The sequence below is a fragment of the Curtobacterium sp. 9128 genome (assembly GCF_900086645.1).
GTDB lineage: Bacteria > Actinomycetota > Actinomycetes > Actinomycetales > Microbacteriaceae > Curtobacterium.
In genome coordinates this window covers 557,510-580,188 of the sequence record NZ_LT576451.1, presented here as the reverse complement: position 1 = coordinate 580,188, position 22,679 = coordinate 557,510, and the positions used below count along the sequence as shown (strand labels likewise).

General features: G+C 68.3%; 19 protein-coding genes and 2 tRNA genes. 9 read left to right on the top strand and 12 right to left on the bottom strand.

Annotated features, from left to right (window positions below):
- Nucleotides 1-68: 68 nt before the first annotated feature.
- The 7 genes from QK288_RS02925 (at nt 69) to pknB (ending at nt 9,174) form a co-directional block, all read left to right on the top strand.
- Entirely contained in the window at nt 69-746 is a 678-nt protein-coding gene (locus QK288_RS02925; RefSeq protein WP_281266318.1) for a DUF3662 and FHA domain-containing protein, read from the top strand.
- Complete coding sequence (locus QK288_RS02920) at nt 743-1,300, top strand: FHA domain-containing protein (protein ID WP_281266317.1); 558 nt, start codon at nt 743-745, stop codon at nt 1,298-1,300. The genes QK288_RS02925 and QK288_RS02920 overlap by 4 nt, the downstream gene beginning before the upstream one ends.
- Nucleotides 1,301-1,307: 7 nt before the next feature.
- On the top strand, nt 1,308-2,669 hold the full coding sequence (locus tag QK288_RS02915) for a Stp1/IreP family PP2C-type Ser/Thr phosphatase (protein WP_281266316.1): 1,362 nt from the start codon (nt 1,308-1,310) through the stop codon (nt 2,667-2,669).
- Nucleotides 2,666-4,090, top strand: a complete 1,425-nt coding sequence (locus tag QK288_RS02910; RefSeq protein ID WP_281266315.1) for an FtsW/RodA/SpoVE family cell cycle protein — start codon at nt 2,666-2,668, stop codon at nt 4,088-4,090. Before QK288_RS02915 ends, QK288_RS02910 begins: the two co-directional genes overlap by 4 nt.
- Complete coding sequence (locus tag QK288_RS02905; RefSeq protein WP_281266314.1) at nt 4,087-5,541, top strand: penicillin-binding protein 2; 1,455 nt, start codon at nt 4,087-4,089, stop codon at nt 5,539-5,541. Before QK288_RS02910 ends, QK288_RS02905 begins: the two co-directional genes overlap by 4 nt.
- The gene (locus QK288_RS02900; RefSeq protein WP_281266313.1) at nt 5,538-7,253 is read left to right on the top strand and encodes a serine/threonine-protein kinase; all 1,716 of its coding nucleotides are present in this window, start codon (nt 5,538-5,540) and stop codon (nt 7,251-7,253) included. Before QK288_RS02905 ends, QK288_RS02900 begins: the two co-directional genes overlap by 4 nt.
- Nucleotides 7,254-7,371: 118 nt before the next feature.
- A complete protein-coding gene (pknB, locus tag QK288_RS02895) occupies nt 7,372-9,174 on the top strand; it encodes a Stk1 family PASTA domain-containing Ser/Thr kinase (RefSeq protein ID WP_281266312.1) in 1,803 nt (600 codons plus the stop codon).
- Between the two features lie 145 nt (nt 9,175-9,319).
- On the opposite strand, the gene QK288_RS02890 is transcribed toward pknB, so the two are convergent.
- Nucleotides 9,320-9,964 carry a gamma-glutamyl-gamma-aminobutyrate hydrolase family protein gene (locus QK288_RS02890; RefSeq protein ID WP_281266311.1) on the bottom strand — a complete coding sequence of 215 codons (645 nt, stop codon included), beginning with the start codon at nt 9,962-9,964 and terminating at the stop codon, nt 9,320-9,322.
- An 82-nt stretch (nt 9,965-10,046) separates the two neighbouring features.
- On the opposite strand from QK288_RS02890, the gene QK288_RS02885 reads away from it, so the two are divergent.
- Nucleotides 10,047-10,301, top strand: a complete 255-nt coding sequence (locus QK288_RS02885) for a cell division protein CrgA (RefSeq protein WP_281266310.1) — start codon at nt 10,047-10,049, stop codon at nt 10,299-10,301.
- 284 nt (nt 10,302-10,585) lie between these two features.
- On the opposite strand, the gene QK288_RS02880 is transcribed toward QK288_RS02885, so the two are convergent.
- Both QK288_RS02880 and QK288_RS02875 read right to left on the bottom strand, forming a co-directional pair.
- Nucleotides 10,586-11,296, bottom strand: a complete 711-nt coding sequence (locus QK288_RS02880; RefSeq protein ID WP_348639035.1) for a rhomboid family intramembrane serine protease — start codon at nt 11,294-11,296, stop codon at nt 10,586-10,588.
- Between the two features lie 146 nt (nt 11,297-11,442).
- Nucleotides 11,443-11,982 (bottom strand): peptidylprolyl isomerase, encoded by a 540-nt coding sequence (locus tag QK288_RS02875; RefSeq protein WP_281266308.1) that lies wholly within the window; start codon nt 11,980-11,982, stop codon nt 11,443-11,445.
- 117 nt (nt 11,983-12,099) lie between these two features.
- On the opposite strand from QK288_RS02875, the gene QK288_RS02870 reads away from it, so the two are divergent.
- Nucleotides 12,100-12,675, top strand: coding sequence for a hypothetical protein (locus tag QK288_RS02870; protein WP_281266307.1), 576 nt, complete (start codon nt 12,100-12,102; stop codon nt 12,673-12,675).
- Nucleotides 12,676-13,239: 564 nt separating this feature from the next.
- On the opposite strand, the gene QK288_RS02865 is transcribed toward QK288_RS02870, so the two are convergent.
- From QK288_RS02865 to dnaN, 9 genes are all read right to left on the bottom strand, one after another.
- Nucleotides 13,240-13,312, bottom strand: a tRNA-Ala gene (locus tag QK288_RS02865).
- Nucleotides 13,313-13,322: 10 nt separating this feature from the next.
- A tRNA-Ile gene (locus QK288_RS02860) sits at nt 13,323-13,399 on the bottom strand.
- 75 nt (nt 13,400-13,474) lie between these two features.
- A complete protein-coding gene (locus QK288_RS02855) occupies nt 13,475-13,882 on the bottom strand; it encodes a DUF3566 domain-containing protein (RefSeq protein ID WP_022904049.1) in 408 nt (135 codons plus the stop codon).
- Entirely contained in the window at nt 13,875-16,505 is a 2,631-nt protein-coding gene (gene gyrA, locus QK288_RS02850) for a DNA gyrase subunit A (RefSeq protein ID WP_281266306.1), read from the bottom strand. Before gyrA ends, QK288_RS02855 begins: the two co-directional genes overlap by 8 nt.
- A gap of 132 nt (nt 16,506-16,637) precedes the next feature.
- A complete protein-coding gene (gyrB, locus tag QK288_RS02845) occupies nt 16,638-18,620 on the bottom strand; it encodes a DNA topoisomerase (ATP-hydrolyzing) subunit B (RefSeq protein WP_281266305.1) in 1,983 nt (660 codons plus the stop codon).
- A gap of 134 nt (nt 18,621-18,754) precedes the next feature.
- Nucleotides 18,755-19,255 (bottom strand): DciA family protein, encoded by a 501-nt coding sequence (locus QK288_RS02840; protein WP_281266304.1) that lies wholly within the window; start codon nt 19,253-19,255, stop codon nt 18,755-18,757.
- Entirely contained in the window at nt 19,255-20,481 is a 1,227-nt protein-coding gene (gene recF, locus QK288_RS02835) for a DNA replication/repair protein RecF (RefSeq protein WP_281266303.1), read from the bottom strand. The genes QK288_RS02840 and recF overlap by 1 nt, the downstream gene beginning before the upstream one ends.
- Nucleotides 20,482-20,512: 31 nt before the next feature.
- Nucleotides 20,513-21,400 (bottom strand): phosphogluconate dehydrogenase (NAD(+)-dependent, decarboxylating), encoded by an 888-nt coding sequence (gnd, locus tag QK288_RS02830; RefSeq protein ID WP_281266302.1) that lies wholly within the window; start codon nt 21,398-21,400, stop codon nt 20,513-20,515.
- A 70-nt stretch (nt 21,401-21,470) separates the two neighbouring features.
- Nucleotides 21,471-22,616 (bottom strand): DNA polymerase III subunit beta, encoded by a 1,146-nt coding sequence (gene dnaN, locus QK288_RS02825; protein ID WP_281266301.1) that lies wholly within the window; start codon nt 22,614-22,616, stop codon nt 21,471-21,473.
- Between the last annotated feature and the right edge of the window lie 63 nt (nt 22,617-22,679).

Genomic DNA, 22,679 nt, shown 5'->3' with positions numbered 1-22,679 from the left:
CATGCACAGAGCCCCCCAGGTGCCACCTACTACCATGCAGGGGTCGACGACCGAGAACGTGGAGACCCATGGGACTGCTGGACAACTTCGAGCGAGGGCTGGAGCGCGCCGTCAACGGCGCGTTCGCGAAGACCTTCCGCTCCGGTGTGCAGCCCGTCGAGATCTCGAGCGCGCTCCGACGAGAACTCGACACCAAGGCCGCGGTGGTCTCACGCGACCGCATCCTCGTGCCGAACGAGTTCACCGTGCGTCTGGCACCGCCGGACTGCACGCGCATGAACGACGTCGGTCGTCCCCTCATCGACGAACTCACGCAGATGGTGCAGCAGCACGCCGTCGCGCAGAACTACTCGTTCTCCGGTCCCGTGACGATCCGCCTGCAGCAGGACGGCACCCTGTCGACCGGGATCCTGCAGATCGACTCCACGACCGTGCAGCGGGACGTCGCGTGGGTCGCGGTGCTCGACATCGGCTCGCAGCGCCACAAGCTGCAGCGCGGACGCACCGTGATCGGCCGCGGGACGGACGCCGACATCACCGTCGCGGACACCGGCACGAGCCGGAAGCACGTCGAGATCGTGTGGGACGGCAAGCACGCACAGGCCAACGACCTGGGCTCGACGAACGGCTCGAAGCTGAACGGTGAGCGCTTCCAGCAGGCGATCGTGGAGCCGGACTCCACCATCGAGATCGGTCGTACCCGTATGGTGTTCCGGGTGATCCCGGAGAACGGAGGTGCGCGATGACCACAGGACTGACACTGCTCGTCCTGCGTTTCGCGTTCCTCGCGGTGCTGTGGCTGTTCGTCTTCGTCATCGTGTTCGCGCTGCGGAGCGATCTCTTCGGCCAGCGCGTCCGCACGATCCCGACCGATCCGAAGGGTGCACCGTCCGGCCCGACGACACCGACGATCCCCGCTGCGAACGCAGCAGCGCCAGCGGGTGGCGGGGCCTTCACGGACATCATCAACCAGGCGCAGTCCGGCGGCTCGGCGCAGCCGGCGACAGACGTCGCCACCCGGCTCGTCATCACCGAGGGCGCACGAGAGGGCATGGAGATGCCCCTCGGTCGCGGCCCCATCACCATCGGACGCTCCAGCGAGAGCAACGTCGTGATCCGCGACGACTACACGTCCACCAACCACGCCCGGCTCGAACTGCAGCCGTCGGGATGGGTCGTCATCGACCTCGAGTCCACGAACGGCACCTTCGTCAACGGTCAGAAGGTGAGCGCTCCCGTGACCGTGGCGGAGCGCACGCCGATCACGATCGGGACGACGACGTTCGAGCTGCGGCGGTAACCCCCAGATGACGGCTCGCACGCTGAGCGCCGCTGTGTCCCATGTCGGACGCATCCGCGCGAACAACCAGGACTCCGGCTACGCCGGGGCGCACCTGTTCGCCGTCGCGGACGGCATGGGCGGGCACGCGGGCGGCGACGTCGCCTCGGCCATCGCGATCCGTCGCATCCGCGAGGTCGACCGCGAGTTCCCCTCGGCGCACGACGCCGAGTTCGCGCTGCAGTCGGCGCTGATCGCCGCGAACCAGCTCATCACCGAGACGGTGTTCGAGCACCAGGAGCTCACCGGCATGGGCACCACGGTGAGTGCGATGATCCGCGTGGGCGACCAGATCGCGATCGCGCACATCGGCGACTCCCGGATCTACCGGCACCGCGACGGCGAGCTGCAGCAGATCACGTCCGACCACACGTTCGTGCAGCGTCTCGTCGACAGCGGTCGCATCACGCCGGAAGAAGCCGCGGTCCACCCCCGCCGCTCCGTCCTGATGCGCGTGCTCGGCGACGTCGACGCCGCTCCGGAGGTCGACACGGCGATCATGGACATCCGACCGGGCGACCGCTGGCTGCTCTGCTCGGACGGCCTGTCGTCCTACCTGGCCGAGGAGCGCATCCGGCACGCGCTCGCGTCGAACATGGACGCGAACCAGGTCACGCAGCGCCTCGTCAAGGAGACGCTCGACCACGGCGCCCCCGACAACGTGACGGTCGTCGTGATGGACGTCACCGACGCCGTCCCGACCGAGGACGACGACGACGCGGCCACGACGGTCGGATCAGCCGCAGCGCCCCTCACGTTCGAGGCGTCGACCGGCCGCAAGCCGATCCGCCTCCCCACGATCCTGCTGCACCCGCTCAAGGTCACGTCGGCACCGGAGGACTCGCACTTCGAGCCGGAGAGCGACCAGTACTTCGCCGAGCTCATCGCCGAGGACCGTCGACGCCGGGTGCGCCGCCGGATCTCGTGGACGATCGCGCTCGTTCTCGCCGTCGCAGCGCTCGTCGGTGCGGTGTTCCTCGGTTGGCGCATCGTGCAGGACCACTACTACGTCGGCACCGATCGCGGCACGGTCGCGATCTACAAGGGCGTGCAGCAGCAGATCGGTCCGATCAAGCTCTCCGACGTGTACGAGGACTCCGACATCAGCGTGTCGGACCTGCCGGAGTACACCAGGGAGAACGTCCGGTCCACGATCAACGCGCAGTCCCTGTCCGACGCGCGCGACATCGTCGACCGCTTGCGGACCGCGGCCAGGACGGGCCAGGACCAGAGCGGAACCGGTGGCTCCGGCGGCGCGTCGTCCTCGCCGACCCCGACACCCGGTCGCACCGGGACGCCGTCGCCGTCCCCATCGGGTGATGCCCGATGACCGCGACCACCCCGCAGTCCTTCACCCAGGCGATCACGATCAAGCTCCGGGAGCCCGCGCGCGCCAGGAACCTCGAGCTCGTCCTGCTCGTCATCGCGTGCGGCATCTGCGCCGGTGCGATGGTCCTCGTGCAGCTCGGCACCAAGGGGAAGCTGTTCGACACGTCGGTGCTCTGGGTCGGTTCGACGATCCTCGGCCTCGCGCTGATCATGCACATCGTGCTGCGGATCGTCGCGAAGAACGCCGACCCGTTCATCCTGCCGGTAGCCCTGGTCCTGAACGGCATCGGGATCGCAGAGATCTACCGCATCGACATCCACAACGGCCTGTCCGGGTGGAACGCGATCGGCGTCAAGCAGATCGTCTGGACGCTGCTCGCGATGGTGCTCGCCCTCGTCACGATCATCGTCGTGCGCAACCACCGGTTCCTGCAGCGGTACCGGTACATCTTCATGTTCCTGACGATCGTGCTGCTGCTCCTGCCGATGCTGCCCGGCATCGGGTACGCCCCGGGCGGCGCCCGGGTCTGGATCCGGTTCGGACCGTTCTCGTTCCAGCCAGGTGAGCTCGCCAAGATCACGATGGCGCTGTTCTTCGCCGGGTACCTCGTGACCGCGCGCGACAGCCTGTCGATCGTCGGCAAGAAGTTCCTCGGCATGACGTTCCCGCGTGCCCGTGACCTCGGCCCGATCCTCATCGTCTGGGGCGCGGCGATGAGCGTCCTCGTGTTCCAGCGCGACCTCGGCACCGCGCTGCTGTACTTCGGCCTGTTCCTCGTGATGATCTACGTCGCCACGGCGCGGCTCAGCTGGGTGATCATCGGTCTGGTGCTGTTCGTCGGTGGTGCGCTGATCGCGGCGAGTGCGCTCGTGTACGTGCACGGCCGCTTCGAGCAGTGGCTGAACCCGTTCGACCCGACGATCTACAACGCGAGCACCCAGGCGAGCTACCAGCTCGTGCAGGGCCTGTTCGGGTTCGCGAACGGCGGGATCACCGGCACCGGCCTGGGCCAGGGCCGCCCGTACATCACCCCGGTCGCCAACGCGGACTACATCATCGCGTCGCTCGGCGAGGAACTCGGGCTGATCGGGGTCTTCGCGATCCTCGCGCTCTTCATCGTCCTCGCATCCCGCGGCATCCGCGTCGGCTTCATGGCGCAGGACGACTTCGGCAAGCTCCTCGGCATCGGGTTCGGCTTCACGATCGCCTTGCAGGTGTTCGTCGTCGTCGGCGGCATCACCCGGATCATCCCCGTGACCGGTCTGACGACACCCTTCATGGCCGCAGGTGGTTCCTCCCTGGTGGCGAACTGGATCATCGCGGCGATGCTGCTGCGGCTGACCGACTCCATCCCGGCGGAACAACGGGTCCTGTCCGAGCGTGGCGACGCCCTCGGCCGGACCAGGAAGGGGCGTCGATGAAACGGCAGCTCCGCGGCGTCTCCACGGTCGTCGTGCTCATGTTCGTCGCACTCTTCGTGTCGACGACGTCGATCCAGTTCTTCTCGGCGGACTCCCTCCGCGCCGATCCCCGGAACTCCCGCACCATCCTCGACAGCTACTCGACGAAGCGCGGCGCGATCCTGGTCAACGGCACGCCGATCGCCGAGTCCACCGCGGTCGACGACCAGTACCAGTACCAGCGGAAGTACTCCAACGGCGCGCTCTACTCGGCGGTGACCGGGTACTTCACGATCGGCCAGGGCAACACCGGCATCGAGAGTGCGGAGAACACCGTGCTGTCCGGCAACTCGGACGACTCGTTCTTCCAGAACCTCAACTCGATCCTCACCGGCCAGGACGTCCAGGGCGACAACGTCAACCTGACGATCGACCCCGACGTCCAGCAGGCCGCGTACGACGCGCTCGGGTCCAACACCGGCGCCGTCGTCGCGATCCAGCCGAAGACCGGCAAGATCCTCGCGATGGTGTCGAAGCCGGACTACGACCCGAACTCGCTGACCTCGCACGACACCGCGAACGTCAAGGCGCAGTACGACGCGCTGCTGAACCAGTCCCCGACGCCGCTGCAGAACCGCGCGATCGGCGGCGACCTGTACACGCCGGGATCGGTCTTCAAGCTCGTCGTCGCGTCCGCCGCGCTCGAGGGCGGCAAGTACGACCTCGACTCCGAGTTCCCGAACCCCTCGCGACTGCAGCTGCCGGGGACGAGCACGTACATCAACAACGCCGAGGGCGGCTCGTGCGGCGGCGGCGACACCGTCAAGCTCCGCACCGCGATCCAGTACTCGTGCAACATCCCGTTCGCGGAGCTCGGGCAGAAGCTCGGGTACGACACGATCAAGGCGATGGCCGACAAGTACGGCTTCGGCGACGCGATCGAGGTCCCGATGAAGGCGACGGCGAGCCAGTACCCCGACGTCGACTCGACGGCGCAGCTCATGCTGAGCTCGTTCGGGCAGGCGAGCGTCCGCGTGTCGCCGCTCCAGATGGCGATGGTCTCCGCCGGCATCGCGAACGGCGGTAAGGTCATGCAGCCGTCGCTCGTCGACTCGATCACGACGAGCGACCTCAAGCAGGTCGAGTCCTTCTCGGCGAAGCAGTACAGCGACCCGCTGTCCTCGTCAGAGGCATCGGACCTCACCGAGGCGATGCAGAGCGTCGTCAACGCGGGGACCGGCACGAATGCGAAGATCGACGGGGTCGACGTCGCCGGGAAGACCGGGACGGCCGAAGGCGGAACGGGCGACCCGTACACCCTGTGGTTCACCGGGTTCGCGCCCGCGAAGGACCCCGAGGTCGCGGTGGCCGTCGTCGTCGGGAACGGTGGCGGACTCGGACAGTCCGGCGTCGGCAACACGGTCGCGGCCCCGGTCGCGAAGAAAGTCATGGAGGCGGTGCTGAACAAATGAGACCCACCAGCGGACTCACCTTCGGTGGGCGGTACCAGCTCTCGTCCCGGGTCGCCATCGGCGGCATGGGAGAGGTGTGGCAGGCGACCGACCTCGTCATCGGCCGGACCGTCGCCCTGAAGATCCTCAAGGACGAGTACCTCGGCGACCCCGGGTTCCTCGAGCGCTTCCGCGCGGAGGCCCGGCACGCGGCGCTCGTCAACCACGAGGGCATCGCCAACGTGTTCGACTACGGCGAGGAGGACGGCAGCGCCTACCTCGTCATGGAGCTCGTCCCCGGCGAGGCGCTCTCGACGATGATCGAGCGCGAGCACACCCTGCCCGTCGACAAGGTCCTCGACATCGTCGCGCAGACGGCCAACGCGCTCCAGGCAGCGCACGCCGTGGGCCTCGTGCACCGCGACATCAAGCCGGGCAACCTGCTCATCACCCCGGATGGCCGCGTCAAGATCACCGACTTCGGGATCGCGCGCATCGCCGACCAGGTGCCCCTCACCGCCACCGGACAGGTGATGGGAACCGTCCAGTACCTGTCACCCGAGCAGGCGAGCGGTCACCCGGCGTCCCCGTCGACCGACATCTACTCGCTCGGCATCGTCGCGTACGAGTGCCTGGCCGGACGCCGTCCCTTCACGGGCGAGTCGCAGGTCGCGATCGCGATGGCGCACATCAACGAGCAGCCACCGGCGCTCCCCGGGGACATCCCGGAGCCGGTCGCCGCCCTCGTGATGTCCTGCATCGCGAAGAAGCCGGCCGACCGTCCCGCCACCGCTGCGAACCTGGCCCGTGCGGCACAGGCCCTCCGTCGCGGTGACGTCGCAGCGGCCACGGTCGCCGTGCCCGCCCTCGGTGGCGCCGGTACCGTCGCGTTCAACCCGCCGCAGGGGAACGACGCGGCCACCGCGCTGATCGGGACGCAGTCGGCGGGTGCCGTCGGTGGCGGCCCCCGGACACCGGGCTCGCCCACGACTACCGAGGACGAGGAACCGAAGAAGAAGCGCGCCTGGATCTGGTGGGTCGTGGCGGCAGCGGTCGTGCTGATCGCCGGCGGCGTCATCGCAGCGTTCGCGTTCGCGAACGGTGCGGCCGAACCCACTCCGTCCCCGTCGTCGTCGAGCGCCAAGCCGCGCCCGACACCGTCACGCACGCCGAGTGCGTCGCCGACCCAGACGCGGATCACGGTGAACCAGAGCGACTACATCGGCAAGAACGCCGACCAGGCGAAGGCCGAGCTCGACGCCCTCGGCTTCCAGACGAGCATCGAGGACGGCGACGCCGCACCGAGCTCCGACAAGCAGGGCACCGTCCAGTCGATCAGCCCGACCGGCAGCCTGACCGCCGGCACCGCGATCGTGCTGCGTGCGTACACCGCGCAGCCCACGCTCGAGGGCCCGGCAGCACCGACCGCCGGCACGGTGTCGACCGACGGCAAGGTGACGTTCTCGTGGAGTGCGTACGGGAGCTGCCCCGCCGGCTACGAGCTCACCGGGTACACCTACACGATCACGAACGGCACGGACTCGTCCGGCAACAGCTCAGGGGCGACCCGCGGCACGGCCGTCCAGGTCACCGCCGCGCAGCCGGGCGACGTCAGCCTGAGCTACGTCGTGAACTGCGGCGACCTGCAGTCGGCGTCGTCGGACACCGCGTCGGCCACGTACACGCCGACACCGACGAGCAGCCCGTCCGCGACCGCCGAACCCGACAAGTAGCGGGCCTGATGGGGCCGCCGACACCGTTCCGGTAACGGTTCGCGCGGCGGCCCCGCAGCCAGCGTCTCACCAGGATGGGCTGTCGTACACTTGCCCCGACGGACATTCGGAGGAGTACGTGCCAGAAGGTGTGACCGCGGGGATCACGCTCCTCGCAAATCGCTACGAGATCGGTGATGTCATCGGTCGTGGCGGCATGGCCACCGTGCACGTGGGCCAGGACACGCGGCTCGGCCGCCGTGTCGCCGTCAAGCTCCTGAAGCCGAGCCTCGCCAACGACCCGGCGTTCCGCACGCGCTTCCGGCAGGAAGCACAGGCCGCCGCACGCATGGCGCACCCGACCATCGTCCGCGTCTACGACGCCGGCGAAGAGACCGTGACCGAGCAGTCCGGCGCCGAGGTGCAGGTGCCGTTCATCGTCATGGAGTACGTCGAGGGCCGCCCGCTGAGCGAGGTCATCGGCGACGGACCCGTCGAGCCGGACGAGGCCGTCCGCCTCACGAGCGGCATCCTCACCGCGCTCGAGTACTCCCACCGCGCCGGCGTCGTGCACCGCGACATCAAGCCCGCCAACGTCATGGTGACGGCCACCGGGCAGGTCAAGGTGATGGACTTCGGCATCGCCCGCGCCATCACCGACACGTCGGCCACGGTCGCGCAGACCACTTCGATCCTCGGCACCGCGTCGTACTTCTCCCCGGAGCAGGCCCGCGGCGAGACCGTCGACGCGCGCACCGACCTCTACTCGACCGGCATCGTCCTCTTCGAGCTCCTGACCGGCCGTCCGCCGTTCCTCGGCGACTCGCCCGTCGCCGTCGCCTACCAGCACGTCAGCGAGCAGCCCGTCGCCCCGTCGACGATCACCCCCGCGGTGTCGCCGGCGCTCGACGCGGTCACGCTGCACGCCCTGGTGAAGGACCGCACGCGCCGGTTCCAGAACGCCGCCGAGTTCCGCCGCGACCTCGAGCAGGCCGCCGCCGGACAGGTCCCCGCGTCGACGAAGAAGCTGCAGCAGAGCGCGAACGACGCCTCGACCGTGCTGTTCGGCGTGAACCCGCGGACGACCTCCAACCCGGAGGTGGCGTTCCGCGAGCTCGACGACACGCAGGAGCACCGTCCGCAGCGCACGCAGAACCGTCCGCCGGTGGCGTGGATCTGGGTCGGCATCGTCCTGACGATCGCCGTGATCGCCGGTGTGATCTTCTGGGTGGCGAACCTGCAGCCGGGTCAGGCCCCGGTGTCGTCGTCGGTGAGCGTGCCGAACGTCGTCGGCGCCACCTACGACTCCGCCGCCAAGGCCCTCGACAAGCGGGACCTCGTGCCGGTCAAGGTGGAGCAGAACTCTGACAAGGTCGACAAGGGGTCGGTCATCCGCACCGAGCCGGGATCCGGCACGAACGTCGCCAGACAGCAGAACGTGCGTGTGGTCGTCTCACTGGGGCCGGAGCAGATCGCGGTCCCCGACGTCGCCAACCAGTCCCAGGACGCCGCACAGCAGGCGCTCGAGGCCGCTGGCTTCGCAGTGGGGGCGGTCAACTCGACCTACTCGCCGACCGTGCCGGAGGGCACCGTCATGTCCACCGACCCCGCGGCGAGCTCCTCGCACACCAAGGGCACGGTCGTGAACCTCACGGTGTCGAACGGCCTGGTGCAGCTCCCGGACGTCACGCAGCAGCCGTTCTCGACCGCGAACTCGACGCTCGCCAACCTCGGTCTCACCGTGAAGCAGCAGGCGTCCTACTCGTGCACCGGTGGCACGGTGACGCAGCAGGACCAGCCGGCCGGCGACGTCGCGCAGGGCAGCACGGTCGTGCTCACGTACTGCGCCGCGTCGAACCAGCCGAGTGCCCCGGCGACCCCGAGCGGCGGCGACGGTGGGGACGGCAAGGACAACGGGGGCGACGGCGGCGACGGCAACTGACCGCCGGTCCCGACCGACCGTTGGTCCCGGCCGACCGCCGGACGGGAGGCACGGTGCCAGCCCGCCACGAGCCTCCAGGCCCCCCACCGGCCGCGTCCACGGCCCGGGTGGGCCGATCAGGTCAGGTGACCGATCGCGGGACCGCTCAGGCGCGGTGCGCCGCGATGAGCGGGCCGAGGCCCGCTGCGCGCTCGGCAGCGCCGGAGAGTCCGGTCGTCTCGAGCCAGTTGCCGACCATCCGGTAGCCGCCCTCGGTGAGGACCGACTCCGGGTGGAACTGCACGCCGTAGACCGGGGCGTCCTGGTGCTGGACACCCATGATGACGCCGCCGCCGGTCCGCGCGGTCACGGTGAGCTCGTCGGGCACGGTGCCGTCGACGATCGCGAGCGAGTGGTACCTGGTCGCCGTGAACGGGTGCGGGACGCCGGCGAAGAGGGTGCTGCCGTCGTGGTCGACCTGCGAGGTCTTCCCGTGCATGAGCTCTTCGGCGTGGGTCACCGTGGCGCCGAGGGCTTCGGCGATCGCCTGGTGGCCGAGGCAGACACCGAGCAGCGGCTTGTCGCCCGCGATGGACGCGTGGACGGTCGCGATCGAGATGCCGGCGGCTGCGGGTGTGCCCGGGCCGGGAGAGAGCAGGACGCCGTCGTACTCGGCGATCCGGTCCGCGATCTCGGACTCGGGGAACGCGTCGTTGCGCACGACGTCGGTTTCCGCGCCGAGCTGCTGGACGTAGCCGTTCAGCGTGTAGACGAAGCTGTCGTAGTTGTCGACGACGAGGATCCTGGTCATGGTCGGTTCACCGTACTCGTGGGGGTCGTGTGCAGCCTCCGTGGAGCCTGTGCACACACATGTTCACGGTAGGATACCGGCCATGGCCAAGGACAAGGACCGCACCAAGCCCGCCCGGAGGACCCGAGCCGACTCGGTCGACACGGCGGGCGACCAGCCCAACCCCGTGTGGTTCAAGCCGGTCATGTTCGGCTTCATGCTCGTCGGACTCGCCTGGGTGATCGTGTTCTACGTCTCGCAGGGCACCCTCCCGGTTCCCTCGCTGAACTCGTGGAACATCCTCATCGGCTTCGGCATCATGTTCATCGGCTTCCTCATGACCACTCGCTGGCGCTGACATCCCGGCTTCCGCGTCGTCGAACGCCCGCTGCACCGATCGGTGCGGCGGGCGTTCTCGTTTTCCACAGGCCGCTGTGGGAGCAGCGCGGTTTTCCCCCGTTCTCCACAGTTCGACGAGTTCTCCACACGCTGTTCCACACCCCCGTCCCGGAGTTATCCACAGGTGAATCCACAGTGGGGATAATCACACCCGTGTAACTCACCGAGTTGTCCACAGGTACGAAAACGCCCCGCCACTCCGAAGAGTGACGGGGCGTTGGATGCTCGTGCGGTCGATGCGCTTCAGTTGAACGCGATCGCGTACCCGACGTACGCCAGGACGACTATCAGCACCGCCTCGGCGCCGAGCAGGGTGATCTGCAAGCCGCGCTTCCGGACGTTCCGGGTCTTCGCGAAGATGTACCCGGTCAGGAAGCCCGCAGCGATCCCGCCGATGTGCGCCTGCCACGAGATGTTCGTCCCGGGCAGGAACCCGATCAGCAGGTTCAGGCCGATGATCACGAGCAACGAGACGGCGTTGCCACCGAGGCTGCGCTGGATCATGAAGAAGGCGGCGAACAGGCCGAAGATCGCTCCGGAGGCGCCGACGACCGACGTCTGGGGAGCGAGCAGCGTGACCGCCATGGATCCAGCCAGGCCCGAGATGAAGTACAACGCCAGGAACCGCCAGGTCCCGAGCATGTTCTCGAGCATCCTGCCGAAGATCCACACCGCCCACATGTTGAACGCGATGTGGAAGAAGCCCGAGTGGACGAACAACGACGTGACCATCCGCCACGGCTGCGTCGGCAGGTAGTAGGCGTTGTAGCCGAGCAGCTGGGTCAGCGCCCGGTTGGACACCTGGTCCAGCAGCCAGATGACCACGGAGACGGCGACGATGACGACGGTCGCCTTCTGGTCGAGCATGGCGAAGCGCCGCCGCGCGACCGTGACCCTGCTCGGGGCTCCGGACGCGCGGCGGTTCGCCGTGAACTGCGCGCGCTGTTCACGCACGCACTCAGGGCAGTGCACCCCGACCGCCGCCGGCGTCTGGCACTCGGGGCAGATCGTCCGCCCGCACCGTTGGCACAGGACGAAGCTCTGCCGGTCCGGGTGCCGGTAGCAGTAGTTGGCCGGGTTGTACGCCTGGTCGGTCAAGGTCAGACGGACTCGACGTCGATGCTGTTGATGACGACGTCCTCGAGCGGCTTGTCGCGGCCGTCGGTGGGGACGCCCTCGATCGCGTCGACGACCGCGCGGGACTCGTCGTCGGCGACCTCACCGAAGATGGTGTGCTTGCCCTGGAGCCACGGCGTGGCCACGGTCGTGATGAAGAACTGCGACCCGTTGGTGCCGCGGCCGCCCTGGATGCCGGCGTTCGCCATCGCGAAGATGTAGGGGTTCTGGAAGGTGAGCTCGGGCGAGATCTCGTCGTCGAAGCGGTAGCCGGGGCCGCCGATTCCCTGGCCGAGCGGGTCGCCGCCCTGGATCATGAAGTCCTTGATGATGCGGTGGAAGACCACACCGTCGTAGAGCTTGTCCGTCGAGACCTTGCCGGTCCCCGGGTGGGTCCACTCCTGCTGGCCCGTCGCGAGGTCGACGAAGTTCTTGACGGTCTTCGGAGCATGGTTGCCGAACAGGTTGACGCGGATGTCGCCCTTGTTCGTGTGGATCGTTGCGACAGCGGTGTGCAGAGACATGTTCCGATTCTCGCATGCGTCCGCTGCGTACAGACGGTACCCACAGGTGAGGCTCCGTGACCTGTCAGGTGCTCCGGTGGCAGGATGGGTGTCACGCCGTTCCGATGGAGGTACCAGATGACGACGATCGAACTGCCGCGCAAGCGCCGGAAGCAGATCAAGAAGCTCAAGGGCCAGACCGCCTCGCTCCTCGGTGAGCAGCGCAAGGTGCTCGAGCACGCGAACGCGATCCTCGCCGAGGCCCGCTCGAACGCAGCCGATGCTGCTCGCAAGGACATCGCCCCCCGCGTCCAGCACGCGATCGACAGCGGGATCCGCCCGGCTGTCGCGACGGGCGTGCACGCAGCGACGTCTGCCGCGCAGAACGCCTCGCACCGCTTCCAGTCCGAGGTCGTCCCCGGCCTCGTGTCCACTGCGGGATCCGTGCTCAGCGTGGTCGACCTCGCGAAGGACCCCCGGGTCAAGAAGATCGTGAAGGACGCCCAGAAGAAGGGCAAGAAGGCGAAGAAGGCTGCCGCCAAGTACGTGCCGTCGCAGCAGAAGAAGGGCATCGGCTTCGGCGGAGTCGCACTGATCGTGGTGGGTGTGGTCGCCGTCGCCGGTGCCGCCTACGCCGCGTACCAGACGCTGCGCGCCGACGACGACCTCTGGGTCGCCGACGACGCCGACTCGGCGGACAAGTCCGCCGCCTGACCTCCCGGTTCGTACGAAGGGCCCCGGCACACGCCGGGGCCCTTCGTCGTCCGCGCCAGCCCGGTATCCGGGCGTCCCGGGCGTCCGGGCGTCCCGGGCGTGAGGGCGTCCCGGGCGTGAGGGCTTCCCGGGCGCCCGGGTGCCCGGGCGTCCCAAGGGTCCGGGCGTGAGGGCGTCCCGGGGTCCTTCGCCCGAGCGACGCCGTCCCCAGCGGTCACGACACCCCGCTCACGCCCACCGACTGGTCGCATCCGGTCGCCGACACAGGTCCGAACCGACGGTTCCTGACCAGTCGAGGGTGTCCCGGCGGGGAGTCGCGACCACTCGCCGCGGTGCGGGGAGCGGGGGCGACGGACGGGAGGCTCGTGGCGGCCGGACACGGAGCCTCCAGCCCGCGACAACGAACCACTCACCGGACGGCCGCGCACAAAGGACCACGCACCGGACGGACGCGGCACGCGCCGACCCGGCCATCGCGGAGCGGCGCGCCGGAGGCGTAGACAAGCACGACGACCGAACAGTCAGCGACGTCGCGCCGCAGGGGCGGCGGCGGGGATGAGATTGTGGAGCCTGGGAGAATCGAACTCCCGACATCCTGCTTGCAAAGCAGGCGCTCTACCAACTGAGCTAAGGCCCCCGGAAGGGGATGGTGGGGCTACAAGGACTTGAACCTTGGACCTCTTCGTTATCAGCGAAGCGCTCTAACCGCCTGAGCTATAGCCCCTCAGACCGGATGAAAGCCTACCGTACGAATCCGTCGGAACGAAATCGAGCGGGCGGCCCATCCGGACCGGGTGTGTCAGTTGTTCGTGAAGCCCACGAGCAGACCGCCCGTGATGCGCACGCTGAGGTTGTACAGCACGCTCACGATCGCGCCGAGCACGGTGCCGACGACTACGTTGAGGATGCCCACCACGATGGAGAACCCGAGCACCTGGCCCAGCGAGAACTGGTCCATGATCGAGTAGTTGTTCTGCCCGGTGACGTCCTTGAGCAGGGCGTCGACCTGGGTGAACACCCCGGTCTGGTTGAGGATGACCCACACCAGCGCCGTCGCGACGACGATCACGATGCTGCCGGCCAGGGCGATCAGGAAGCTGAGCTTCACCATCGACCAGAAGTCGACGTACACGAGCCGCAGCCGCACCTGACGGGTGCCGACGGGCCGCTTCGCCTTCTTCTGGAGCTTCTCGGCGACACTACTCATTGCTTGACTGGTCCTCTCCGGCCTCGGGCTCGACGGGGTCGGCGGCCGCTTCGTCCGGGCTGACCGACTCCACCGGGCCCGCGGGCTCGATCTCGGCGTCGTCCTGGTCGTCCAGGTTCCGCTCACTGTTCCGGGCCACCGCGATGATCCGGTCGTTCTCCGCGAACCTCGCGAAGACGACGCCCATCGTGTCTCGACCCTTGGCAGGGACCTCGGCCACGGCAGACCTTACCACCTTGCCCGATTGGAGCACGACGAGCACCTCGTCGTCCTCGCCGACGATGAGAGCACCCACAAGGTCGCCTCGATCGGCCGCCAGCTTGGCCACCTTGATGCCGAGCCCACCGCGGCCCTGGGTGCGGTACTGGTCGACGGAGGTGCGCTTGGCGTAGCCGCCCTCGGTCATGACCCAGACGAACCCGTCATCGGAGACGACCCGTGCCGCGAGCAGCGAGTCGCTGTCGCGGAAGGACATGCCCTTCACGCCGGAGGTCGAGCGACCCATCGGGCGGAGGGTGTCGTTCGTCGCGGTGAATCGGAGCGACATGCCGTGCCGGGACACGAGGAGCAGGTCGTCGGACTCGTCGACGAGCAGCGCCGAGCGGAGCTTGTCGCCGTCGCGCAGGTTGATCGCGATGATGCCGCCGGTGCGGTTCGTGTCGTACTCGGTGAGCGCGGTCTTCTTCACGAGACCCTGCTCGGTGGCGAGCACGAGGTACTGCGCCGCCTCGTAGTCGCGGATGTCGAGCACCTGCTGGATCTGCTCGTCCGGCTGCATCGCGAGGAGGTTCGCCGAGTGCTGGCCCTTGGCGTCACGCCCGGCTTCTTGCAGCTCGTACGCCTTCGCACGGTAGACGCGGCCCTGGTCGGTGAGGAACAGCAGCCAGTGGTGCGTCGTCGTGACGAAGAAGTGCTCCACCACGTCGTCCGCGCGGAGCTGGGCGCCGCGGACGCCACGGCCGCCGCGGTGCTGCGAGCGGTACTGGTCACTGCGGGTGCGCTTGACGTAGCCGCCGCGGGTGATGGTGACGACGACCTCTTCCTCGGGGATGAGGTCCTCGATGGACATGTCGCCGTCGTAGCCGAGCATGATCTCGCTGCGACGGTCGTCACCGAAGCGCTCGACGATCTCGTCGAGCTCCTCGCCGATGATCGAGCGCTGCCGGGTCTCCGACGCGAGGATGTCGTTGAAGTCCGCGATCTTGAGCTCGAGTGCCTCGGCCTCTTCGTGGATCTTCTGGCGCTCGAGGGCGGCCAGACGACGGAGCTGCAGCTCGAGGATCGCACGCGCCTGGATCTCGTCGACGGACAGCAGGTCCATCAGGCCGGTGCGGGCCTCTTCCACGTCGGGCGAACGACGGATGAGCGCGATGACCTCGTCGAGCGCGTCGAGTGCCGCCAGGTAGCCGCGGAGGATGTGCGCGCGCTTCTCGGCCTCGCGCAGCCGGTACTGGGTCCGGCGGACGATGACGTCGATCTGGTGGTCCACCCACGCCGAGATGAAGCCGTCGAGCGCGAGCGTGCGCGGGACGCCGTCGACGATCGCGAGCATGTTCGCGCCGAAGTTCTCCTGCAGCTGCGTGTGCTTGTACAGGTTGTTCAGCACGACCTTGGCGACCGCGTCGCGCTTCAGCACGATGACGAGGCGCTGGCCGGTCCGACCGGAGGTCTCGTCGCGGATGTCCGCGACGCCCGCGAGACGGCCGTCCTTGACGAGCTCGGCGATCTTGATCGCGAGGTTGTCGGGGTTGACCTGGTACGGCAGCTCGGTGACGACGAGGCAGGTGCGGCCCTGGATCTCCTCGACGCTGACGACGGCCCGCATCGTGATCGAGCCACGGCCGGTGCGGTAGGCGTCCTGGATGCCCTTGACGCCGAGGATCTGCGCCCCGGTCGGGAAGTCCGGTCCCTTGATGCGCTGCATGAGCGCACCGAGGAGTTCTTCACGCGTGGCGTCGGGATGCTCGAGCGCCCACTTCGCGCCGGCAGCGACCTCGCGCAGGTTGTGCGGCGGGATGTTCGTCGCCATGCCGACCGCGATGCCGACCGAGCCGTTCACGAGCAGGTTCGGGAACCGAGCCGGCAGGATGGCGGGCTCCTGCGTGCGACCGTCGTAGTTGTCCTGGAAGTCGACGGTCTCCTCGTCGATGTCCCTGACCATCTCCATGGCGAGCGGCGCCATCTTGGTCTCGGTGTACCGCGGAGCAGCTGCGCCGTCGTTGCCGGGCGAACCGAAGTTGCCCTGACCGAGCGCGAGCGGGTACCGGAGCGACCACGGCTGCACGAGACGGACGAGTGCGTCGTAGATCGCGCTGTCACCGTGCGGGTGGAACTGTCCCATGACGTCGCCGACGACGCGGGAGCACTTCGAGAACGCACGGTCCGGTCGGTACCCGCCGTCGTACATCGCGTAGATCACGCGACGGTGCACCGGCTTCAAGCCGTCCCGGACCTCGGGAAGCGCACGACCGACGATGACGGACATCGCGTAGTCGAGGTACGAGCGCTGCATCTCGAGCTGCAGGTCGACCTGCGAGATGCGGTCACCGGAGACGACGATGTCCCCGCTGTCGCCGTGCACGATCTCGGGCTGCTCGTCGTTCGTCTCGTTGTCGTCAGCCATGTGGCTTCAGTACCTTTCTCGGCCATCCGGCCGACCCGACCTGGAGGCCGTGGTTCCGTTCGTCGCGCCGCGCGCGACCACAGGTGGTCTGGACCAGGGCGCGCGGCTGGCACCGCGCCTCCTGGTCGGGGATCAGATGTCCAGGAACCGGACGTCCTTGGCGTTCTGCTGGATGAAGGAGCGGCGTGCGTCGACGTCCTCACCCATCAGGGTCGCGAACACACTGTCCACGGCTGCGGCGTCCTCGAGCGTGACCTGCAGGAGCGTGCGGGTGTCCGGGTTCATCGTGGTGTCCCAGAGCTCCTTGTAGTCCATCTCACCGAGACCCTTGTAGCGCTGGATCCCGTTGTCCTTCGGGATGCGCTTGCCTGCGGCGATGCCGGACTGGAGCAGCGCGTCACGTTCGCGGTCGCTGAACACGTACTCGTGCGCCGAGTTCGACCACTTCAGGCGGTACAGCGGCGGCTGTGCGAGGTACACGTAGCCGCGCTCGATGAGCGGCCGCATGTAGCGGAACAGCAGCGTGAGCAGCAGCGTCGTGATGTGCTGGCCGTCGACGTCGGCATCGGCCATCAGCACGATCTTGTGGTACCTGGCCTTGTCCGGGTCGAAGTCCTCACCGATGCCGGCGCCGAACGCCGTGATCATCGACTGGATCTCCTGGTTCGCCAGGGCGCGGTCGAGCCGGGCCTTCTCGACGTTCAGGATCTTGCCGCGGAGGGGCAGGATCGCCTGGGTCATCGGGTTGCGTCCCTGGACGGCGGAACCGCCCGCTGAGTCACCCTCGACCATGAAGATCTCCGACAGTGTCGGGTCCTTCGACTGGCAGTCCTTGAGCTTGCCCGGCATGCCGCCGGACTCGAGCAGGCCCTTGCGTCGCGTGGTCTCGCGGGCCTTGCGGGCGGCGAGACGTGCCTGCGATGCCTGGATCGCCTTGCGGACGACGTCTCGGGCCTGGGTCGGGTTGCTCTCGAACCAGTGCGTGAGCTCGGTACCGACGACGCGCTGCACGAAGGACTTCGCCTCGGTGTTGCCGAGCTTGGTCTTCGTCTGGCCCTCGAACTGCGGCTCGCCGAGCTTCACGGAGATGACGGCGGTCAGGCCTTCACGGATGTCGTCACCCGTGAGGTTGTCGTCCTTCTCCTTGATGATCTTGGCTTCACGCGCGTAGCGGTTCACGAGCGTGGTCAGCGCAGCGCGGAAGCCCTCTTCGTGGGTTCCGCCCTCGTGCGTGTTGATCGTGTTCGCGAAGGTGTGGACGCTCTCCTGGTACGAGGTGTTCCACTGCATCGCGACCTCGAGCGCGATCTTGCGCTCCGGGTCCTCCGCCTCGAAGCCGATGACGTCGGGGTGGACCAGGTCGGCCTTCTTCTGCTTGCCCAGGTACTCGACGTAGTCGGCCAGACCGCGCTCGTAGCGGAAGGTGTCGTGACGGGACTCCTCGCCCTCGTCCGGGGTGCGCTCGTCCTTGAGGTTGATCCGGAGCCCCTTGTTGAGGAACGCCATCTGCTGGAAGCGCGCGCGGAGCGTCTCGTAGTCGAAGACGACGGTCTCGAAGATCTCGGCGTTCGGCCAGAACGTGATCGTGGTGCCGGTCTCGTCGGTGGCTTCGTCCTCGGACACGGGGGCCACCGGGACGCCGTCGGTGTAGCTCTGCCGGTAGACGTGTCCCTGACGGCGGACCTCGACGTCGAGCTCGGAGCTGAGCGCGTTCACGACGGAGGAACCGACACCGTGCAGACCACCGGAGACCGCGTACCCGCCGCCACCGAACTTGCCGCCGGCGTGCAGGACGGTGAGCACGACCTGGAGCGTCGAGACGCCCTCTGCCGCGTGGACGTCGACCGGGATGCCTCGGCCGTTGTCGACCACGCGGACGCCGCCGTCTTCGCGGATGGTCACGTCGATGGTGTCGCAGTAGCCTGCGAGGGCTTCGTCGACCGAGTTGTCGACGATCTCCTGCACCAGGTGGTGGAGACCACGGGGGCCCGTCGAGCCGATGTACATGCCGGGGCGCTTGCGGACGGCCTCGAGCCCCTCGAGCACCTGAATCTGGTCTGCGCCGTACGACGGTTCGGGAGAGGTCTGGCGGTCGTCTTCAGATTCTGATGTCATGTCGAGAGTGCTCCTTGCCTGCGCGCGGAACACCCACGCACTGCACCGCCCAGTCTATCCCAGGAGCCCCTCTTTCGAGGGCGAAATCGGCCGTTTGACGGCCGATTTCGCGACCAGAGGATGATTTCGTCTGCTCAACCGTAGGTGTCGCGAGGACCGCGCCCCTGGACCGTCCTGGGGCCGCGTTTCCAGGTGGGGGCGTCCGGCCCGGAAACCCGGATCGATTCCACCCCCGCCTGCGGGTGCCGTTCCGCGATGGTCGTCGTGACGCTCGCGCGCATCAGTCGGAGCTGCGTCGCCCATGCCGTCGAGTCGCATCGGATGACGAGGGCACCGTCCTCGATCGTGACGGGTCGGGAGTGCTTGGCGAGCTCGTCGCCGACGACGCTCGGCCAGTCCGTGAAGAGCTCCGAGCGGGCGAGGGGCTCGGTCCAGCCGAGTTCGGCGGCGAGGGATCCGACGATGTCGCCGAGGCCCTTCGGTTCCCGGCCGCGGCCGTAGGGCACCGTGTCGGACTCGAACTCCTTCGCCCGCCGGCGGCGTGCGTCGATGCCACGCTTGGACGGATCGCCGAAGACCTGCTTGAAGTGCATGTAGACCCGGCTGGGTTCGGTCGGCTTCCAGGGGCGCGGCATCAGTTGCCGGCTTCCGACACGTCCGGCTCGGCCGGACTGGAGGCAGGGGCCGGGTCCGCATCGTCCGTCACGATGGTGCCGTGCTCGATCCGGACCGTGTGCGCCGCCAGCTGCTGGGGCACGTCACCGAACACCGCAGCGGTGATGAGGACCTGTTCGTAGTCCGCCACCGCGTTGCCGAGGCGTTCGCGTCGCGACTCGTCGAGCTCCGCGAACACGTCGTCGAGGATGATGATCGGGTCGCCGAGGGTCGACTCGGCGCGGAGGATCGATGCACTCGCGAGCTGGATGGCGAGGGCGAACGACCACGATTCGCCATGGCTCGCGTATCCTCGGGCCGGTAACCCGTTGAGCTGGAAGAGCACGTCGTCGCGATGCGGGCCGGCGAGCGTCAGACCCCGGTCGAGCTCGTCGCGGCGACGGCGTTCGAGCGCACCCCGGAACGCCTCGGCGGCTGCCGGCACGGTAACCGGCTCGTCCGGTGTCCCGAGCACCGGATCGGTCGCCGCCGCGTCTTCCGGATCGCCGCCGCGGACCGACAGGACACCGGTGATCGATGCCTCGTGCCGCTCACCGGCGACGGTCGCGTAGGCCTCCGCCACGAACGGTGCGAGCCGACGGGTGAGATGGTCCCGCGCGGCGATGATCTCGGAGCCGAACGCCACGAGCCGCTCGTCCCAGACGTCGAGCGTCGCGAGCGATCCCGACTTCGCACCGGTCGCCCTGGCGGACTTCAGCAGGGTGTTGCGCTGCCGGAGCGTCCGGTCGTAGTCGGCGAGGACGCCCTGCATCCGCGGGGCGATCTGCACGAGGAGCTCGTCGAGCATGCGGCGTCGACCGGACGGCTCGCCGCGGACGAGTGCCAGGTCCTCCGGTGCGAAGAGGACGCTCGCGCAGTACCGCGGGAGTTCGCGGGGCTTGATCGGAGCCCGGTTGATCTGCGCCCGGTTCGACCCGGAGCGGTTGATCTGCACCTCGGCGAGGATGCTGCGTTCCTCGTGGGCGAGCCGTGCGCGGACGATCGCCGCGTCACAGCCCTGCCGGACGAGTGCCGCGTCGGTGGGGACGCGGTGCGAGCCGAGGGTGGAGAGGTAGGCGATGGACTCGACGAGGTTCGTCTTGCCCTGGCCGTTCCTCCCGACGAAGAGGTTCGGCCCGCGTGCGAGGTCGACGTCCGCCTCCCGGTAGTTCCGGAAGTCGGTCAGTTGGAGATGGTCGACGTGCACGCGGGCCGATGCCGGGTTTCCCCGGGAAGTCCTAGGACTTCTTGACGGCGTGGCCGCCGAACTGGTTGCGGAGCGCCGCGACGGCCTTCATCGTCGGGGACTCGCTGCCCTGACGCGAGACGAAGCGCGCGAACATGGCCGCGGAGAGCGCGGGCATCGGGACCGCGAGCTCGATCGCCTCTTCGAGGGTCCAACGACCCTCACCCGAGTCGTCGACGTAGCCCTCGAGCTCGGCGAGCTTCGGGTCCTCGTTGATCGCGAGGACGAGCAGGTCGAGCAGCCAGGAGCGCACGACGGTGCCGCGCTGCCATCCGGCGAAGACGGCAGGGACGTCGGTGATGATGTCCTTCGCCTCGAGGAGCTCGTAGCCCTCGCCGTAGGCCTGCATGATCGCGTACTCGATGCCGTTGTGGACCATCTTGGCGTAGTGCCCGGCGCCGACGGCACCGGCGTGCGAGAAGCCCTCTTCGCGCGGGCCCTCGGGGCGGAGCGCGTCGAAGACCGGCATCGCGAACTCGACGTCGGCGGCGTCGCCGCCGACCATCAGGCCGTAGCCGTTGTCCTTGCCCCAGACGCCACCGGAGACGCCGGCGTCCATGTAGCGGATGCCGTTCGCCGCGAGCTGCTCGGCGTGCCTGGTGTCGTCGAGCCACTTCGAGTTGCCGCCGTCGATGACGAGGTCGCCCTCGCCGAGGACCCCGGCGAGCTCGGTGATCACGTCATCGGTGATCTTGCCGTGCGGGACCATGACCCAGACGAGCTTCTTGCCCTCGGGGAGCGCGGTTGCGAGTTCGGCGAGGCTGGCGACATCGGAGACGGCGGGGTTCGCGTCGTACCCGGTGACCTCGATGCCTGCGTTGCGGAGACGGGCACGCATGTTGTTGCCCATGCGACCGAGGCCGACAAGACCGATGTGCATGATTTCCTCTTCTGTTCGTCGTCGCGCTGATGCAGGGGTGGCGCGTCAGCGCAGTGTTCGGCTGTTGCGCTTACCGCAGCAGGAGATTGGGCTGCAGCAGGTACCGGTATCCGTCCGTCGCCGGTTCGTCGCGGGAGGACTGGCCGGTGATGAGCACCGGGCCCGGCTTGTTGGGGTTCTCCGTCTTGGTGAAGGAGATGCGGACGAACTCGGAGTGCACCGCGTTCAACCCGTCCAGGAGGAAGGCGGGCTTCAACGAGACCACCGTTTCCTCACCGGTCAGCAACGCATCGATCGACTCTGACGCCTGCGCTTGTTCGGAACCGATCGCCTCGAGCGTGAGCCCGTCGACCGTGAAGGAGAACCGGAGCGCTGCTTCGCGCTCCAGGACGAGGGAGACCCGTCGGACCGCTTCGACCAGCTCGGCCGTGTTGATCACGGCGTGGTCCTGGACGGTCTCGGGGAAGAGCCGGCGGACCGGCGGGTAGTTGCCCTTGATGAGCAGGGACGTCACCGTCTTGTCGTCGGCGTGGAACGCGATGAGCTCGCGGTCCGAGGTGCCGCTGATCGAGACCGACACCGTCGACGCGGAGCCGAACGTACGACCGACTTCCTGCAGGGTGCGCGCAGGGACGAGCGCATGCATCGGCTCGGAACCGACGCGGCCGGAGTCCCACGCGATGGTGCGGACGGCGACGCGGTAGCGGTCCGTGGCGATGAGGGAGAGGTCGTTGTCGCCGACCTCGAGCTGGACGCCGGTGATGACGGGGGTGACGTCGTCGCGGCTGGCGGCGACGGCGACCTGGGAGACGGCTTCCGAGAACGCGTCGCCCGGGATGACACCGGTCTGGGCACCGACCTCGGGGAGGGTCGGGTACTCCTCGACCGGCATGCTGAGCAGCGTGAAGTGCGCGGATCCGCAGGTGACCGTGATCCGTGACTCGTCCGTGGAGAACGTGACGGGTGCGTTCGGCAGGCGGCTCGCGATGTCGTTGAGCAGGCGACCCGAGACGAGGACCGTGCCCGCGTCGTCGATCTGCGCCGAGATGGACGTCTGCGCCGAGACCTCGTAGTCGAACGACGAGAGCGTCAGTCGGTCGCCCTCGGCGTGGATGAGGACACCCGACAGGATCGGGAGGGTCGTGCGCTGTGGGAGGAGCTTCACCGCGAATGAGACGGCTTCGGAGAAGACGTCCCGGTTGACCTCGAACTTCACAGCTGGGACCCCTGTCGATCGTTGGACTGTCCGGCCGCCCCATTGTGGCACAGCCCAGCGGGA